This window comes from uncultured Acetobacterium sp., from assembly GCF_927416815.1.
Taxonomy (GTDB): Bacteria; Bacillota; Clostridia; order Eubacteriales; family Eubacteriaceae; genus Acetobacterium.
This window is the reverse complement of record NZ_CAKMJU010000132.1, coordinates 1-16,178: the sequence shown is the minus strand read 5'-3', so window position 1 is coordinate 16,178 and position 16,178 is coordinate 1. Positions and strand designations below refer to the sequence as shown.

At 45.3% G+C, this 16,178-nt stretch carries 15 protein-coding genes; 10 read left to right on the top strand and 5 right to left on the bottom strand.

Features of this window, described 5'->3' with window-relative positions; genetic code table 11:
* Window positions 1-8: 8 nt before the first annotated feature.
* The 7 genes from QZ998_RS15855 (at window position 9) to whiA (ending at window position 6,227) form a co-directional block, all read left to right on the top strand.
* Window positions 9-758, top strand: coding sequence for a ComF family protein (locus tag QZ998_RS15855; protein WP_296561806.1), 750 nt, complete (start codon window positions 9-11; stop codon window positions 756-758).
* A 121-nt stretch (window positions 759-879) separates the two neighbouring features.
* Entirely contained in the window at window positions 880-1,794 is a 915-nt protein-coding gene (gene murB / locus QZ998_RS15850; protein ID WP_296561805.1) for a UDP-N-acetylmuramate dehydrogenase, read from the top strand.
* A gap of 184 nt (window positions 1,795-1,978) precedes the next feature.
* Window positions 1,979-2,287 carry a nucleotidyltransferase domain-containing protein gene (locus QZ998_RS15845; protein ID WP_296561804.1) on the top strand — a complete coding sequence of 103 codons (309 nt, stop codon included), beginning with the start codon at window positions 1,979-1,981 and terminating at the stop codon, window positions 2,285-2,287.
* 29 nt (window positions 2,288-2,316) lie between these two features.
* Window positions 2,317-3,048 (top strand): PHP domain-containing protein, encoded by a 732-nt coding sequence (locus tag QZ998_RS15840; RefSeq protein ID WP_296561803.1) that lies wholly within the window; start codon window positions 2,317-2,319, stop codon window positions 3,046-3,048.
* Window positions 3,049-3,057: 9 nt separating this feature from the next.
* Window positions 3,058-3,930: an RNase adapter RapZ gene (gene rapZ / locus QZ998_RS15835; protein WP_296561802.1), complete on the top strand. Its 873-nt coding sequence runs from the start codon at window positions 3,058-3,060 to the stop codon at window positions 3,928-3,930.
* Window positions 3,931-4,056: 126 nt separating this feature from the next.
* Window positions 4,057-5,067, top strand: a complete 1,011-nt coding sequence (locus tag QZ998_RS15830; protein WP_296561801.1) for a gluconeogenesis factor YvcK family protein — start codon at window positions 4,057-4,059, stop codon at window positions 5,065-5,067.
* 161 nt (window positions 5,068-5,228) lie between these two features.
* Complete coding sequence (whiA, locus tag QZ998_RS15825; RefSeq protein WP_296561800.1) at window positions 5,229-6,227, top strand: DNA-binding protein WhiA; 999 nt, start codon at window positions 5,229-5,231, stop codon at window positions 6,225-6,227.
* Between the two features lie 113 nt (window positions 6,228-6,340).
* On the opposite strand, the gene QZ998_RS15820 is transcribed toward whiA, so the two are convergent.
* The 5 genes from QZ998_RS15820 to QZ998_RS15800 all read right to left on the bottom strand — a co-directional run bounded on the left by QZ998_RS15820 (window position 6,341) and on the right by QZ998_RS15800 (window position 9,364).
* Complete coding sequence (locus tag QZ998_RS15820) at window positions 6,341-6,919, bottom strand: sigma-70 family RNA polymerase sigma factor (RefSeq protein ID WP_296561799.1); 579 nt, start codon at window positions 6,917-6,919, stop codon at window positions 6,341-6,343.
* Between the two features lie 144 nt (window positions 6,920-7,063).
* Window positions 7,064-7,288 carry a DUF2922 domain-containing protein gene (locus QZ998_RS15815; RefSeq protein WP_296561798.1) on the bottom strand — a complete coding sequence of 75 codons (225 nt, stop codon included), beginning with the start codon at window positions 7,286-7,288 and terminating at the stop codon, window positions 7,064-7,066.
* A gap of 45 nt (window positions 7,289-7,333) precedes the next feature.
* Window positions 7,334-7,558 carry a DUF1659 domain-containing protein gene (locus tag QZ998_RS15810; protein ID WP_296561797.1) on the bottom strand — a complete coding sequence of 75 codons (225 nt, stop codon included), beginning with the start codon at window positions 7,556-7,558 and terminating at the stop codon, window positions 7,334-7,336.
* A gap of 214 nt (window positions 7,559-7,772) precedes the next feature.
* A complete protein-coding gene (locus tag QZ998_RS15805; protein WP_296561796.1) occupies window positions 7,773-8,168 on the bottom strand; it encodes a phage holin family protein in 396 nt (131 codons plus the stop codon).
* A gap of 140 nt (window positions 8,169-8,308) precedes the next feature.
* Window positions 8,309-9,364 carry a PocR ligand-binding domain-containing protein gene (locus QZ998_RS15800; RefSeq protein ID WP_296561795.1) on the bottom strand — a complete coding sequence of 352 codons (1,056 nt, stop codon included), beginning with the start codon at window positions 9,362-9,364 and terminating at the stop codon, window positions 8,309-8,311.
* 456 nt (window positions 9,365-9,820) lie between these two features.
* Between QZ998_RS15800 and QZ998_RS15795 the strand changes: the two genes are divergently transcribed.
* The 3 genes from QZ998_RS15795 to QZ998_RS15785 all read left to right on the top strand — a co-directional run bounded on the left by QZ998_RS15795 (window position 9,821) and on the right by QZ998_RS15785 (window position 16,021).
* Window positions 9,821-10,414 carry an RNA polymerase sigma factor gene (locus tag QZ998_RS15795; protein ID WP_296561794.1) on the top strand — a complete coding sequence of 198 codons (594 nt, stop codon included), beginning with the start codon at window positions 9,821-9,823 and terminating at the stop codon, window positions 10,412-10,414.
* The gene (locus QZ998_RS15790; protein ID WP_296561793.1) at window positions 10,411-11,550 is read left to right on the top strand and encodes a hypothetical protein; all 1,140 of its coding nucleotides are present in this window, start codon (window positions 10,411-10,413) and stop codon (window positions 11,548-11,550) included. Before QZ998_RS15795 ends, QZ998_RS15790 begins: the two co-directional genes overlap by 4 nt.
* Before the next feature lie 775 nt (window positions 11,551-12,325).
* Window positions 12,326-16,021 (top strand): hypothetical protein, encoded by a 3,696-nt coding sequence (locus QZ998_RS15785; protein ID WP_296561792.1) that lies wholly within the window; start codon window positions 12,326-12,328, stop codon window positions 16,019-16,021.
* Window positions 16,022-16,178: the final 157 nt, after the last annotated feature.

The window sequence follows — 16,178 nt, the reverse complement described above, 5'->3', positions numbered from 1 at the left end:
AGGTAACCATGAATCTGAAACAAACCCTGTTGACCTTCCTCGAAAACAACCTCTTTCTCAAAAACGGAACCTGCCCCATCTGCGGTAAGGTGCTTTTTGTGACGAACCGCTTTTTATGCCATCAATGTGAAGACGATCTCCCGCGCATCAATAACCCCACCTGTCGCAGATGCGGAAGACCGATCTTCGCCGCAGATCGGGATGTCTGTATTCCCTGCGCCAAACTGAACCTTCCTTTTTCAGGCGGTTATGCCCATCTCAATTATCAAGACGCCGGAAAAAAACTGGTTGCAGCCATTAAATTCAAAGACCGCCCCCACCTGGGCATCTGGGTTGGTCGGCAAATCGGGGAGGCAATCGCCCAATCTGATTGGATCAAGGCGGTCGATTTTATCATCCCGATCCCCCTCCACCCTAACCGCCTCCAAGAACGGGGCTATAACCAGAGTCAAAAGATCGCCGAGGGTATTTTGCAAGGGTTAAGTCAGAATATTTCCATATCGCCGCTACTGGCAACTCAAATCCTGGTTCGCAGCCGCGATACCCCCCATCAGATCGGACAGGGTCGCGAAGAACGGCTGTCCAATCTCACCGGCGCTTTTACGGTCGATCAGATCGAGACCATCCAAAACAAAACCATCCTGCTAGTCGATGACGTCCTCACCACCGGCGCCACCCTAGCCGAAACCGCCGCTACCCTGCTCGAAGCCGGCGCCGCCAAAGTCTGCATCGCCAGCCTCTGCGCCGTCGCAGAATAGAATAAAAGATTCTTAAAAAGACCCCTTTAGGGTCTTTTTTTATGGCGAAGCTTAAAAAATAATGGTATGATGAAGCTAATCTAAGCAATAGCGAATCCAAGCAATAAAAGGAAGTAATCAGATGAATCTTATAAATAATACAATCACCAAACTAAAAGCCGTTATGGCAGCAGAAAATATAAAAGAAAATGAACCGATGAAAAACCACACATCTTTTCAAGTCGGTGGCCCGGCCGACCTTTTTGTAATGCCCCAGTCCCGCGATCAATTACGCGCTGCCCTAAAAATTTGCAAAGCGTCAGAAAAGCCGGTCTATATTATGGGCAATGGCAGCAACCTGATCGTCCGTGACAATGGCTATCGCGGTATTATTATCAATACCAAAGCCCTTAGCCAAGTAAAAACAGTTGGCGAAAGCCTGATTGCCGAACCAGGGATCAGTTTAAAAGATCTGGCCAAGTTCGCTCTTAAAGAAAGACTGACCGGCCTTGAATTTGCCTCCGGCATTCCCGGTAGCCTGGGCGGTGCCGTCACCATGAACGCCGGTGCCTACGACGGCGAAATGAAAGGGGTCATTAAGAGCATCACCGTCATCACCGAAGATGGTCATCTTAAAACAATCCCCGGCGACCAATGCAATTTTTCCTACCGGACCAGTATCCTTCAAGCCCACCACTGGGTGCTGGTCAGCGTCGAAATCGCCCTTAAAAACGGCGATTATCAGGCCATTGAAGAAAAAATGCGCGACTTAAATGCCCAAAGGCAGGCCAAACAACCGCTCGAATACCCCAGTGCCGGCAGCACCTTTCGCCGCCCGGAGGGTTACTATGCCGGCAAATTGATTCAAGACGCCGGTTTTGGCGGTTTTTCGATTGGCGGCGCCCAGGTGTCCGAAAAACACAGCGGCTTTGTGATCAACAAAGGCGGTGCCACCGCTGCTGATATTTTAAACCTGATCGGCGCCATTCAAGCTGGCGTCAAAGAAAAATTTGGCGTTGATTTAAAAACCGAAGTCATCGTCATCGGCAACGAATAGACAGGGTATGAAAAGGGTAGGGTATGACTTGGGGACGTTACGTCTGTCAGCCCGCTAGGGATGAAAGGCGAAATGTCCCCATGTCATAACCGAGTCGATCAGTAATCAATAGCGTTATAAGGCGAACCATCCCTTTTGCGGTGTTGGAGTGCAGTAGCTAAACCTCGTTCAAAGGAGGATTTTAATGAAGCCAGAATATACACCTGAACAGATTGGTAGAAAAACACGAAAAATATTTTTAGAAAATGATGTCAGGCGCGCCTTTCTTTTCGGCTCTTACGCCAAAGGAAAGGAAACGGAAAAAAGTGACATTGATATTTATGCAGAGTTTGATCAGAAAAAACCGTTTTTCGAGCTGTGCGGAATCTTGTATGATTTAAGAGAAGCGCTACATAAAGAAGTTGATTTTTTCGATGCCGAAGAATTAAAAAGAAATCCAACCCTTTATGAATCAGCAAAATCAGAAGGGCTTTGCATTTATGAAAAGAAGTGATCAAGAGAGACTTAAAAATAAGGAAAACCATGAAAATAAAACATGACATGCACACCCACACAACCTATAGCCATGGCAAAAATACCATTGCTGAGATGGTTGAGCAGGCTCGCAAAATCGGCCTGGAGGCGATTACCATTTCCGACCATGGCCGGAGCCATCCGATGTTTGGCGTCCGAAAAAAAAACTTTGCTAAAATGCGGGCTGAAATTGATGCCCTCAATCAAAAATATGACGACATTGATATCTACCTCTCAGTCGAATCCAACCTGACCGGAGCTGATGGCAGCATTGACATCGGTGATGAAGAAAAGAAATATTGCGACTGGATCTCAGTTGGCTATCACTATGGTTATATTCCCGCCAGTATTAAAGATATTTTTGTCTTTGCGCTGCCCAATTACGCCGCCCTGCTGCTGCCCTTTTTAAGAAAAGCAGTCATCGGGATGAACACCCGGGCCTATATCAAAATGATGGAGCGCTATCAGATCAAGCTGATTACCCATCCCGGCGACAAAATGCCGATCGATATCGAAGCCGTCGCTAAAGCCGCCGCAAAACATCAGGTCATTCTGGAAATCAACCCCCGCCACGGCCACCTAAGCGCCGCTGAAATAAAAATCGCCAGTCAGTACCCGGTCGACTTTGCCATCAACAGCGATGCCCACAGTATTGTCGCCCTGGGCGATCTAAGAAACGCCCCGGAGATCATCAAAGCCGCCGGCATCCCAATTAGCCGCATCATCAACATCACCGAATAAGGAGACTCCATGAAAACCATCATCATCACCGGCATGTCCGGAGCAGGAAAATCCCAGGCCATTCAGATCCTTGAAGATCTGGGCTATTTTTGTGTCGACAATATCCCGCCGCAACTGATTGTGACCTTTATTAACCTGTGTCAACAATCGGCCACTGAAATTGAAAAAATTGCCCTCGTCACTGATGTCCGGGGTGATGTCTTCTTAGAGGGTAAAGATACGCTGCTGGCCGAATACAAGGCCGCCAAAGATGATATTCGGCTGATCTTTCTAGATGCCAGAGACGATATACTGGTATCCCGCTATCAGGAAACCCGGCGGGATCATCCGCTGACTGATTCGACCAGCAATCTAATCGAAGCCATCCAGCAGGAACGCAGAAGCCTCGAACATTTCAGAGAAATAGCCGATGAGGTCATTGATACCTCCGATATTAAGGTCAAAGAACTGCGGCAACAATTGTTAAAGGTAGCAAAAGCAGATCGTGATCACACCCGACCAAAGGTCAAAATCTATTCCTTTGGTTTTAAATATGCCAGTCCCATGGGGGCAGATTTTGTCTTTGATGTCCGCTTTTTGCCTAATCCCTTCTATAAACAGGAGCTTAGAAATTTAACCGGCGAAGATCAGCCGGTCCGAGATTACGTGATGTCCTTCCGGGAAGCCCAGGTTTTTTATGATAAACTGGAAGATTTAATCCAATTTGTCATTCCCCAATTTGCCAAGGTATCCAAAAATACCGTTGAAATCGCGATCGGCTGCACCGGCGGCCAGCACCGCTCGGTGACCTTTGCCTGGCTGTTAAACAAAGCCTTAAGAGATAAAGGCTTTGAAACCACCCTCAAACACCGCGACATCAAAAGAAACCGTCTTGACCACTAAGATTAGGGGACGTTAGAGGTAGGATATGACTTGGGACGTTACGGATGTCAGCCCGTAGGGATGAAAGACGTCGCGTCCCCATGTCATAGCCGAGCCGATCAGTAAGAACAAAAAGGAAGTGATCACATGGATATGAAAGAATATATAAGGGAGTTTACCTTGAAAGACATTGTCAAAGTAAGAAACCCCAAGGTCGTCGCGATTGGCGGTGGCACCGGTTTATCAGTGATTCTCCGGGGACTAAAAAAATACACCAATAATCTCACCGCGATCGTCACCGTTGGTGATGACGGTGGTGGTTCAGGACAACTGCGCGAAGACCTCGGGATCCTCCCCCCCGGCGATATCAGAAGCTGTATCCTGGCGCTGGCCGACGACGAAAACGTTATGCAGGAGCTGTTTAACTATCGCTTTCCCGGCGGCTGCATGGAAGGGCAGAGCTTTGGCAATCTCTTTCTGGCGGCCATGAATGGGATCAGCCAGGATTTTTATGATGCCGTCCGGCGGACCTCCGATGTCCTCCAAATTAAAGGCGAAGTGTTGCCGGTTACCCTGGCTCAAATGGTGTTAATGGCAGCCCTGCAAAATGGTGAAATCATCGAAGGGGAATCAGCCATTCCGAAAGCAGCGCTGGCACAGCAGTGTCCGATTGCCCGAATTTTTTTAAAACAAGATCAGATCCGACCGCTGCCAGAAACCATCGAAGCGATAAAAAACGCCGACATGATTGTCCTCGGACCAGGCAGCCTTTATACCAGCGTGATTCCCAACCTGCTGATAAAGGACGTGGCCAGAGCGATCTTTGACAGTCGCGCCAGCCGTTTTTACATCTGCAATATCATGACCCAACCGGGAGAAACCGACGGCTACACCCAGGAAGATCATATCCGGGCGATCGAAGCCCATCTTGATCAGGCCGAAGGCCGACTCTTTGACTATGTCGTTGCCAATACCGGCAATCTCCCCAAAAGTATCGAAGAAAAGTATCAAAAATGCGAATCCAAGGTGGTCGAAATCAAAAACCCGCTAAAGGAATACCAGTATATCCTCGACGATTACGTCGTCATGGAAAACGGCTATGTCCGCCACGACGCCGACCTGCTGGCCCGCCGGATCTTCGAAACCTACGTTAAGTAGAAAAAGGCCCAGGTATTGCGGTATATAATGAAAACACCACAGCCGAAGGACACAAAAGAAGAACCGTCCTCCCTGTGCGCCTGTCAACTTTTAGGGGCGATCCGTGATGACCAATGGGTCAGACCTTCGCCCGCAACGCGCACCGAAAGAAAGGAGCCGCCATGACATTTTCAGCCATCTTAAAAAAAGATCTTTCCAAGCTTCCCTACGGCTCCAAAGCTTGTCAGCGGGCCGAACTGTCGGGCATGATTGGCGCGGTGGGAACCATCCACATCGAGCAATCCGGCGCCATGACCATCAGTATCAAAACCGAAAACCCCGCGGTGGCGGCCAGATGCTATCAGCTGATGAAATCTCTCTATCAGATTAAACCAAAAATCAAGATCGAAAAAATCCGAAAATTCAAAGAACACCGAGCCTACCGGGTGCTGGTTGAACAACCGTGGACGGCAAAAATAATCTTGGAAGACTGTCAGATTTTAAGTTACAATGCCAACGGCCAGGCGTTTTTTGCCAATCAGGTACCGGAGCCGTTTATCAAGCAGCAAAATCAGACAAAAGCCTATATCCGCGGGGTGTTTTTAGGATGCGGGTCGGTATCCAATCCGGAAAAAACCTATCATTTGGAATTGGTGGGCAAGAAAACACCGGTCAATAAAAAAAGCGAACGCAGTCCCGCCGTTACCAATGAACAATGCGCCTATCTGCAAAGCATTAAAACCATTTTGGATCATTATGAGATCAAGTCAAACCTGATCCACAGAAAAGCCCATTGGGTCCTTTATTTAAAGGAAGGCAGCAGCGTCGCCGATTTTCTCAGCGTGATCGGTGCCCATCGGGGACTGCTGGAAATGGAAAACATCCGGATTGTCAAAGAAATGCGTAATGATGTCAACCGTCAGGTCAATTGCGAAACCGCCAATCTTAACAAAACGATTGCCGCCTCCTACGACCAGGTCGCCGATATTATGCTGATTAAAGACCGCTATGGCCTTAAAAATCTACCCCGAAATCTCTATGACATCGCCGAACTCCGCCTCAACTACCCCGATGCCAGCATCAAAGAGTTAGGTGAGCGCCTCGACCCCCCGGTCGGAAAGTCGGGCGTCTATCATCGGCTAAAAAAACTCAACCAAATCGCCGAAGACCTAAAAAAGTAGGGCATGAATTGGGGACGTTACGCCTGTCAGCCCGCTAGGGATGAAAGGCGAAATGTCCCCATGTCATGCCCGGGCGACTCAGTTTATTATCTTAAAAGGTAGGGCAAGAGCCGTCAATTGGCCAGCTCCATCCCAAAATATGTCCGTAAATCGGCAATTGCGCGGCGATGGAGCTTGACCAGTGAGTTGGCACTGACCCCAATACTGTCAGCAATCTCGCGAAAGCTGCGTCTTTTAAAGTAATGCTCCTCGATAATCCAGCGCTGTCGCTCCCGCAGGCGGGGCAGATAGACCTGCAAGGCCGAGAGGTCGGAAGCCTTAATATAATCGCCCTCAATGTCGGCGGCGTCAGCCAGGCTATCCAGCAGCGAAAAGCTTTCACCTTCAGAGGAGCCACTATCAAGGGAGTATAAATTTTGATGAAGCTTGGCGACATTGACAAAATAATAGAACAATTCTTTTTTCAAATAGCCGGAAAAAGGAACCCCCAGATCTTCATTAAAGGTCTGCACCGCATTAAGCAGCACAATCGCCCCCTCACTCAAATAGTCATCAACTGCATCCACTTCATAAATATAACGACGAATCATTGCCAGCATCAAAGGCCGAAAGCCCTCAATTAAAGCCAGTTGGCACTCAGTATCCCGCGCTCTGGCACCCCGAACCAAAAGAATCATTTCATTATTATCCACATTGTCACCTCTTTCAATTAGATAGAACGTTAGTTCTTTTTTATTATAACGCATTCCACTTTAAATTTCAAGCCTAAAAGAACAAATGTTTAAAAAGCACGAGGTAGGGCATGAAAAAGGCGGGGGTCACCCCCCGCCAAGCCCCTAAACCGTCATCTCAAAATCATTGGTCGTGGTGGAAATCAGTTTGCCACTGACCTTCTTTACCAGGTCGCTATTATCCGGTGCAAAGACATTCCGGGTCAGGATACTATCCATTGCCGCGTTCATCTGTGTCTCCGTCACCGCCGGATCAGCATCCGATACGGTAATGGTGGCGTTTTTACCATCCGCCCGAGCAAAGACCATTCTTGCTTTAATTTCTGCCATAGGTAAGACCTCCTTTCATTATATTTTTAGAAGATAGCCGCTGTCCTAGACACCGGGAATCAAGAGACTGGTCTCAATTTTGAGTACTTCTTCCATCGCAGGAACCTGCAAATCGGAAAGCGCCTCAGCCACAGCATAAAGATCATCATCCGCTGCTGTCTCTTTCAGGTTGGAATAAGTCCGCGACTTAATCACTTCCTTACCATCGACGATCCCATGATTGGATCGAACCTGCAGTTTGTTACTGATAAAATCTGTCGTTACTGGCATTTTTTCTACCTCCTTTCATCTGGTATACCAATAAATGGAAGATCCGGCAAAAAGGTGCCAAATGAATTTTCGAAAATTTAGCTAGGCTATGAAATGGCGATAGGTAGGCATGAATCGGGGACAGGTAGGGCATGAAATGTCCCCATGTCATGCCCGAGCCAATCGGTTTAGTATCATAGCGCGCCCCCGTGTCATACCCGGGCCACCCGGCAGCTCAATCTTCCCGCAACTGCCTAAGCACCCCTTTGACCTGTTCCGGCATCGGAAAGCCCAGCGCCGCCAGGTTCTCGGTAATACTGATCCCCTCATTGGCCGCATAAAAGAAAATCACCGCCGTTCGCAGCGCCGCCCCGCCACCGAGCAGGTTAACATCCAGCAAATGAGCCATTGCCACCATCATCAAAACAAGCATTTTTTTGATAATCCCAACAAAGCCAATTTGGCTCGACACCTGCCGCCGCGCGGCTGCCAGCGCCAGCCCACTCAGATAATCAATCACCAGCAGCCCCAGCAGGCTATACAAATAGCCGTCAAAGCCGCCCAAAAGAAAGCCCAGCAGAGAGCCCAAAACCGCGAAACACCGTGGTAGCAGATCTAAAATCGTCTTCATCACATACACGTCCTCCTTTCTAAATAAAAATGGTGTCACACTAAAAAAGTGTCACACCAATATAATGGAAGCTAACAAAAAAAGATGCCAAAAAGCAAAAAAAGGCGGGTTCCCCCGCCTCTTATCTAGTACTAACTATTCTAATACAAACTATTCTGCAAATTCTTAACCTCAACCTTGAGCTTATCGGATATCTCATTAAGCAAACTGAGCTTTTCATTAATTTCGCCCATGGCCGCCTGATGCTCGCCAATGATCTTGTAGGATTTAGCCGCCTGAGATTCGACTGAGTTCATACTGACAACAATGCTGTCGAGGATACTCTCGATTTTCTTAGCGGAATCGACACTCATTACCGCCAGTTTCCGGACCTCATCGGCAACAACATTAAAGCCGCGGCCAAATTCACCGGCGCGGGTGGCTTCAATCGCTGCATTGAGTCCTAATAGATTGGTTTGGGTGGCAACATCGCGAATAAACTTAAGAATCGAATCGGTTTCCTTAACCTTGTTCTTCGAAATGGTCGAGGATTCCAGCAGCTCATCCGAGGCCTTAATCAGCGACTCAATCTGCACTGAGAAATTATTGACGACATCGGTAACCGAACGGATATTTTCGAACATATTTTCAGAAATATCCTGGAATTTTTCAGTTTCGTGAACCAGTAAGCGGTTGTGATGGCCCATTTTAGAAATTGAATTGGCAAAAACGTAAAGCATATCAGCCGCCGCATTAATTTTTTCCCGCGGCACAATCGTTATCTTACGGAGGGCGGCAATGTATTCTTCTTCATCGACCCCGATCTCCCGGGCAATGCGGCGAAACTTATCCTCATCCGGGGGCGCATCGAGTACCTGACCACCGAGGATGGCGCCAATCTGCTGGCCATCGACGACAATCGGGGCAGCGAAATCGACCAGTCCGGCATGGCAGGAATAAACCGCCGGCTTACCAGTGTTTCCGGATTTTTTTCCGCCATCAATATCACAGGCAATACAGCGCTTGTTGCCCTCGGCCGAGCCGCGGGTGTATTTCATGCAAAAATCGGTAAAATTACTGGGTTCAGTAATGGTACCCTTAATATTGTCCACCGAAACGCTGGCCATCCCCAGCGCCTTAGCAAAACTATCCTGAAACTGCTGCAAGACATTTAAATCAATGAGTTCATCGACGGTGAAGCTTAAATTTTTCTCCATTATAATACTCCTTCATAAAAAATCATCCCAAGTCATCCTTCAAACACGAAGCTTTGTTTGTAATTGTGGGTTGTTATCGTGTGCATTTTAAAAGTCTAATCTCTTTATTCCCATAATAGATACATTCTATCACGCGGAGAAAAAAAAGTCACCTATAAACCGTGATAGCCCTGGGATAAAAATTCACCCCTGTGCCTCACCCAAAACCTTCCTTAAAGTAACGATAATAATTCAAACTAAAGATCAACCTGTGTTATAATACGCTTATCCTTTAAAGAAGCATAAAAAAGAATGTCAAGGCAGAAAACGATTAAGATAAAAAAAGCTGGCACACAAGCTGCCACATCTTGCTTTTTCGCCATTTATCGATGATAATAAGCAGGTCATAAAAAAATTTTAAAAATAATGCAATAAAACGTGATTTTAGAACGTTAATATAATGTTGGGGGTTACCTGATGAAACTATTCCTTGCTATGGTGGTAGCAGCTGAGACCGGCAATGAAGAAAAACAAAAACTAAATATCGATGAAGCCATCTTCACCCGAATTGCCGATAATGATATGGCCGCCTTCGAAGAATTTTACCGCCTGACCGAACGCACCGTCTACGCCTTTGTCTTGTCAACCTTAAAAAACCATGACGATGCCCTGGATGTCGTTCAGGACACCTACCTAAAGATCCGAGCGGCCGCCCATCTTTATCAGCCAATGGGCAAACCGATGGCCTGGGTCTTTACCATCGCCCGGAATCTGGCCATTAGCAAGATCCGCAGCAAACAAAAAAACGACAGCCTCACACTGACCGATTTAGAAAACGATCTAAATTTCTCCTATGTCAGTGACAAGGAAGACCGATTGGTGCTGCAAACGGCTCTGAAAATTTTAAACAATGAAGAAACCCAAATTATTCTTTTACACGCCATTTCTGGCTTTACCCACCGGGAAATTGCCAAGAGCCTTGAGATGAACCTATCGACGGTTTTATCCAAATACCATCGCGGCTTAAAAAAATTGAAAAAACATCTCACCGAACAGGAGGTGATTAAATGAGTCATCATAAAAAACTAAATATTGAAGCCTCCCTCAAGCGCAGCATCAGCCAGGCGCCCGGCCTGGATTTTGAAAAGCTGGCTGCCATCCCGGTGATCAAAATGACTGAACACGACACAATCACCCGCCAACAGGCCCCCTCGACTAAAAAGAATGGCAAAATGGCGCGGTCTTTCAAGCCCTTTTCGATCGCCTTTGCCGGCGCGCTGGTGATGCTAGTCTGTGTGACCACCTGGTTTGGCCAGTTTAAATCGCCGGAAAGCATTATCGCTCTGGATGCCAAGCAGAGTGTTGAGATTGTTACCAACAAGCAGCGGCAGATCTTAACGGTCAAAGCCTATGATCAGAATGTTCAGACATTGCTAGACGCAGAAGACCTCGATCAGAGCAACCTTGAAGCGTCGGTGGGGGTGATCATCACCGCGATGATCAAAAACGGTTATCTCGATGACAGCAAAAGTGTGGTGATGGTGACAGTCGAAAATAAGAGCACAGCCAAGGCCGATGATCTGGCCACGTCCTTAAATCAGGTGATTAAGGACAGCGCCACCGCTGAAAATATTTCGGCCACCGTCGTCAGTCAAACCGTCAGCCCAGATAGCCAGGCACTGACCGAGGCCGGACAATATAATGTCTCGACCGGTAAGTTTAATGTCATGAAGGAACTGGTGATTGCCGACAGCTCGCTGAAAATGGATGCCCTGGCAGCCATGTCGCTGACTGATCTGATTGAAGTTTCTAAAGAAAAATCAGTTGATCTCAGCAAGGTGATCAAAAGCGATGAACCCACTAAAGAAACCAAGGATCTCAGCAAGCCGACCACGCCAAATGAGGGAAGCCCAGCGGTGACCCCGCCGGCAACTGAAACAATACCAGAAACGCTATCAGAAACGCCGTCAGAATCGAACAGTCAAACCAAGGGAACGCAGGCCACTAGCCCGGCTCCGATTGTCACACCAGCCGTTACGGTCGTTCCACCCAGCCCGCCAACTGAACCGCCAGTGACCGAAGTAACCCCGCCGGAAAAAGACACCGAAAAAGAAACCGAAGCCCTTGACGCCGAGAAAAAGCCCCTTGCTGAAAGCAACCTAACAGAGCCAAAAGAACCGGATCAACCGGAAGAAGACATCAAGTAGGGCATGACTTGGGGACGTTACGCCTGTCAGCCCGCCAGGGATGAAAGGCGAAATGTCCCCATGTCATGTCCGAGCCAGGCAGTAATAAACAAAAAGCGATAAAAGGCGCAATGTCCCCAAGTCATGCCCGAGCCACTCGATAAAAAAGTAAAAATAAAAAAATAAAAATAAAAAAATAAAAATCCGATGCAATAAAACCGCCGCCCCAAACGTTAATCAGTTGTAGTACCAAAATTTCTGTTTAAAAAGGTCTATTGGTGGTATGTAGTAGTTTAGCTAGGTATATTAAGGTATATGATAGAAGGGAGCTGATCGCGGTCGTCACATGCATGACTAAGCCTCATTTATCCGAAAATCGGCACTTGCTATGGCCACAATTGAAAGTATTGGCGATCGTGTTATTCTAAAAGATTAGAATATGTCAAAGATATGAGACAAAACCAGTTTTTAGGATTTCAAAAATGTTAAAATCCCGATTTTTATTCAAATTGACAACGATATTTATTGCAAAAGATCAGAAGAAGGTGTAAAATCATACAAGAACGCTCTTTCTCGGTTTACCGTTTCACTGTATCGGCAGATCAGACTTTTCTTAAGGGGAGGATGGTATGCGTAACTTAATATTAGGAAGGAGGAAAGAGGGGCGGTTGAAGGTAAATCAAGAACATAAATAAGGAGCATGATTAAGCTCTGGAATTTCCAGGCGATTAATGTAATAGTTTTTGCTGGGGGTTCCGGATAAAAAACCAAAATTTAACAACGGAGGAAACAAAGTATGAAGAAGATTACAGTTAGCATTTTAACAACATTGTTAATGCTTTCCATGGTATTTTCCTCAAGCGTATTCGCAGCCAATGAAAAAGTATCGGCTTGGGATTCGTTTTTAGGATTATTCGGCGTCAAAGCAACTGAAACATCTGATGTAGGCGTTGAGTACCGTGGTCACGTAGAAAACAAGGGTGACTTTCCATTGGATGGTACTTGGATTCAAGGACCTGACCGATTAGGAACCGTAGGCGAAGGCCTAAGACTTGAAGCATTCTGGATTAAATTAGCAGACGATGCTCCAGAAGGACTTAACATCGAATACCAAGTACATGTTCAAAACAAAGGCTGGATGGGCTTTGTAAATGACGGTGCAATGGCTGGAACTGAAGGCGAAGGCCTGAGAATCGAAGCGATTGAGATTGCTTTAGTGGACGATGAAGGCGAAGTTGCTGAAGGTTATTCAGTAGAGTACCGTGGACACGTTCAAAACATTGGCGATACCGCATGGTATGCTGATGGCGATCAGTTAGGAACCACTGGTTCTGGTTTACGATTAGAAGCGCTTGAGATTAAGATCGTACAGACTGAAGCTGATTTAACTGCTTATGAAGCAGCTTTAGCAGCAGTAAAACAAGCTGATTATACAGCAGCTTCATGGACAACATACAAAGCAGTAGTAGATGCTAATGTTGTTACTGTCGATAATACACAGACAGAAGTTGATGAAGCGACAGCAGCTATTACAGCAGCTCAAGCTAACTTGGTTAAAGTGCTTAAGGTTGAATCGGTAAGTGCTATTAACCTTAATCAGGTAAAAGTAACATTTGCTGGAGAAGTTGACAAAACTTCTGCTGAAACTATCACTAACTATGTGTTAGCTGGAGTTGATTTAACAGCATCTGATAAAGCAGAATTACAGTCTGATAAGAAAACAGTTTTAATTAATTTAAATACAGCTCAAGTACAATTTGCTAAAGCTGCATTTAAAGTAAAAGGAAATATGATCTTTGGCGGAAGCTCAACTCAGACAGTACCTACTTATGAAACAACTTTGACATTCTCTGACACAGTAGTGCCAACAGTATCATCTATTACTGTTACAGGAAATAAACAACTTACAGTAGTATTCTCAGAACCAGTATTTATGAACCCAGGTTTTGTAACAGCTGCTGGTAGCAAATTTAAAATTGATGGTCAATATTTAACCAACTATGGTTTCTCTTCTGCAACAGCGCAGAACTTGACAGCATCAAATTACTCAAACAAACTTGTTCTTGACTTTGCAACAGCAATAAACGCTGGTACATATTCACTTACTACATTAGCAAGCGATGGAACCAACCTTAAAGATGCAGCAGGTTTTGCATTAGTTGAACAAGCAAATAGCTTTACAATTGCAAGTGTTGTTAATGCTCCTACCATTGTAAGCGTAACAGGCCAGGATAATGGTACTATTTACGTAACATATGACAGAGCAATGGCTACAAGTGCTTTGACTGCAGCTAACTATAAAGTTAATGATGTAACTTTATCAACAGTTGGAACATTCAAGAGTGGCACAGGCGATACAGTTGTTAAACTAGCTAGTATTGCAAATGTTTCTGCTGGTGCTAACACTTTAACTGTAGTAAAAAATACTGTGGCTGATAGCTATGGTAACTTATTAAACGCTACTGCTGATACACGAGTAGCCTTTACTGCGACAACGGATACAACTAAACCAACCGTAACCAGTGTTTCATCAATCACTAATTCTCAAGTACGAGTTAAATTCAGTGAAGATGTAAATTCTGCTTACGCAACAAACAAAGCAAATTATGTGGTAAAAGATTCGTCTGGTTTGACAATCTCTAACACAAATTATGCAATCGCAACAACGACTTCAGCTGATACCTATGACATTAACTTTACAACTCCTTTAGTAGGATCTAACTACTCATTAACAATTAAAAATGTTGTTGACTTAGCTAAGGTTCCTAATGTTATGGATCCTTATACAACATCATTCAGCGGAATTGATGATGTAGCACCTACAGTATTATCTAGAATTGAAGTAGCTGGTTCTACTACAAAAGTAGCCGTAAACTTCTCAGAAGCTATGGATGCTAGCACTATCACAAACGCAGCTAACTACCAATATCAAGATAATGCAACTCCAGCTGTTACTAGAAACTTACCATCAGGTACAACTCTTGTAGCCGGAGCTGATAACAAATCAGTAGAAATCACATTCCCAACATCATATGTTGTAAATGGTACCGCTACTACTCAATATTCAGTAATTCTATTAAATACATCAAACGTTAAAGACGCTGGTGGAAATGTATTACAGAATATCTCTACAGGCTTACTGTCAATCACAGCTCCTAACACAGCAACAGGACCTGCTTATGTAGCAGAAAGCTTTAAATTAACTGCTACTTCAAGCAAAGTAACTGCTGAGTTCTCAATGGATCAAGCAATTACAACTTTGGTAAGAACCGACTTTACTGTTGCCGGTCAACAAGCTGATGCAGCTTATATGTCAGGTAAAAAAGTAGTTCTTGAATTCACAAATGCAGGCAAAATGGCTGCAATTAAAGCTGCTGGTGTTGGAGCAACACTTGCAACAGCTACAGAAACCTCAACCAACGTTTATGGTACACCAATCGTGGCTATCCCAGGACAGGTTGTTTACGAAGATTTAATTGCACCAGAATTATTATCAATCGCTAAAGTTAATGGTTCAACAACTCAGATTAACGTAGTATTCTCAGAATCATTAGATGATACTATCCTTGGTTTATATGCTAATGACTTTACTGTACAGTCTGGTGGTACACTTAATACTATTAGTTCTGTAACCGCTACACAGACAACTGTTCCAAATGATACTTTAGTTCTTAACTTAGGAACACCATTAACTTCAGGAACAACTGTTGTTAAAGCGGCTTCCGTAGTAGATATTAAAGATCTTAAAGACGCAGCTGAAACCCAAAACTTATATGTACCAACAACATCTGACAAAGATGGTACTAACGGTACATTAGCAATTACACAAGCTGCAGCACCAACATACACAATTAACTACACTGCAGAAGAAACTACCCAAACTGTTCCTGCAACTGTAGAATATGATGACAACGCAGCATTCTCTACTCCTACTGATGGAACAGGAGCAGCTGTAGCATTAACTCCAGGTACAGATATGTACTTCCGAGTTAAGCAAACAGCTACTACAGTACCAGGTGCTACACAGACTTTAGTTGTTGCAGCTCGACCAGCAGCACCAGCAGCTCTGACTATCAACAACGCAACTGAAACATCAAGCGTTGTTGCCACAACACAAGAATACCAAATTGATGCAGGCGATTGGACTACAGGAACAGGAGCGGGTGTAGCATTAACACCAGCACAAGCTATCTCTGTAAGAACTACAGCAACTGCAAGTGCATTCGCATCAGTAGCATCAGCAACAGTAGCTGCTCCTGCTAGAGCTGCTACACCTGTTTTAACTGGTACAACTGATGGTTCATTTACTATTACTGGTGGAGTAGCCACCACTGATTATGAAGTATCTACTGATGGTACAACATGGACAACTGTAACCTCTGATGGTGCAGGTGTAATTACTGTCGCAGGTGCTAATACTTATTCAGTAAGAGTAAAAGCAACACTTTCAAACTATGCTTCTGCTCCACTAGCTGGTATTGTAGTTAGCTAAACGAAGACAAACAGTAGCCTGTCACTTAACTTATTCAACTTAACTTATTGAGCTGGAAGGTTTAGAAACAGAGAATAGAGACGATTCGGGTTCTTCGGGACTCGGGTCGTCTTTTTTAGTTTTTTGAAGTGGCTGGAAAATCTGGAGGAATCTGTCT

What these genes read in the sequence shown, in the direction of transcription:
- QZ998_RS15855 (WP_296561806.1), top strand. Translation starts at nt 9, where the DNA reads ATGAATCTGAAACAAACCCTGTTGACCTTCCTCGAAAACAACCTCTTT.
- murB (WP_296561805.1), top strand. Translation starts at nt 880, where the DNA reads ATGAATCTTATAAATAATACAATCACCAAACTAAAAGCCGTTATGGCA.
- QZ998_RS15845 (WP_296561804.1), top strand. Translation starts at nt 1,979, where the DNA reads ATGAAGCCAGAATATACACCTGAACAGATTGGTAGAAAAACACGAAAA.
- QZ998_RS15840 (WP_296561803.1), top strand. Translation starts at nt 2,317, where the DNA reads ATGAAAATAAAACATGACATGCACACCCACACAACCTATAGCCATGGC.
- rapZ (WP_296561802.1), top strand. Translation starts at nt 3,058, where the DNA reads ATGAAAACCATCATCATCACCGGCATGTCCGGAGCAGGAAAATCCCAG.
- QZ998_RS15830 (WP_296561801.1), top strand. Translation starts at nt 4,057, where the DNA reads ATGGATATGAAAGAATATATAAGGGAGTTTACCTTGAAAGACATTGTC.
- whiA (WP_296561800.1), top strand. Translation starts at nt 5,229, where the DNA reads ATGACATTTTCAGCCATCTTAAAAAAAGATCTTTCCAAGCTTCCCTAC.
- QZ998_RS15815 (WP_296561798.1), bottom strand. Translation starts at nt 7,288, where the DNA reads ATGGCAGAAATTAAAGCAAGAATGGTCTTTGCTCGGGCGGATGGTAAA.
- QZ998_RS15810 (WP_296561797.1), bottom strand. Translation starts at nt 7,558, where the DNA reads ATGCCAGTAACGACAGATTTTATCAGTAACAAACTGCAGGTTCGATCC.
- QZ998_RS15805 (WP_296561796.1), bottom strand. Translation starts at nt 8,168, where the DNA reads ATGAAGACGATTTTAGATCTGCTACCACGGTGTTTCGCGGTTTTGGGC.
- QZ998_RS15800 (WP_296561795.1), bottom strand. Translation starts at nt 9,364, where the DNA reads ATGGAGAAAAATTTAAGCTTCACCGTCGATGAACTCATTGATTTAAAT.
- QZ998_RS15795 (WP_296561794.1), top strand. Translation starts at nt 9,821, where the DNA reads ATGAAACTATTCCTTGCTATGGTGGTAGCAGCTGAGACCGGCAATGAA.
- QZ998_RS15790 (WP_296561793.1), top strand. Translation starts at nt 10,411, where the DNA reads ATGAGTCATCATAAAAAACTAAATATTGAAGCCTCCCTCAAGCGCAGC.
- QZ998_RS15785 (WP_296561792.1), top strand. Translation starts at nt 12,326, where the DNA reads ATGAAGAAGATTACAGTTAGCATTTTAACAACATTGTTAATGCTTTCC.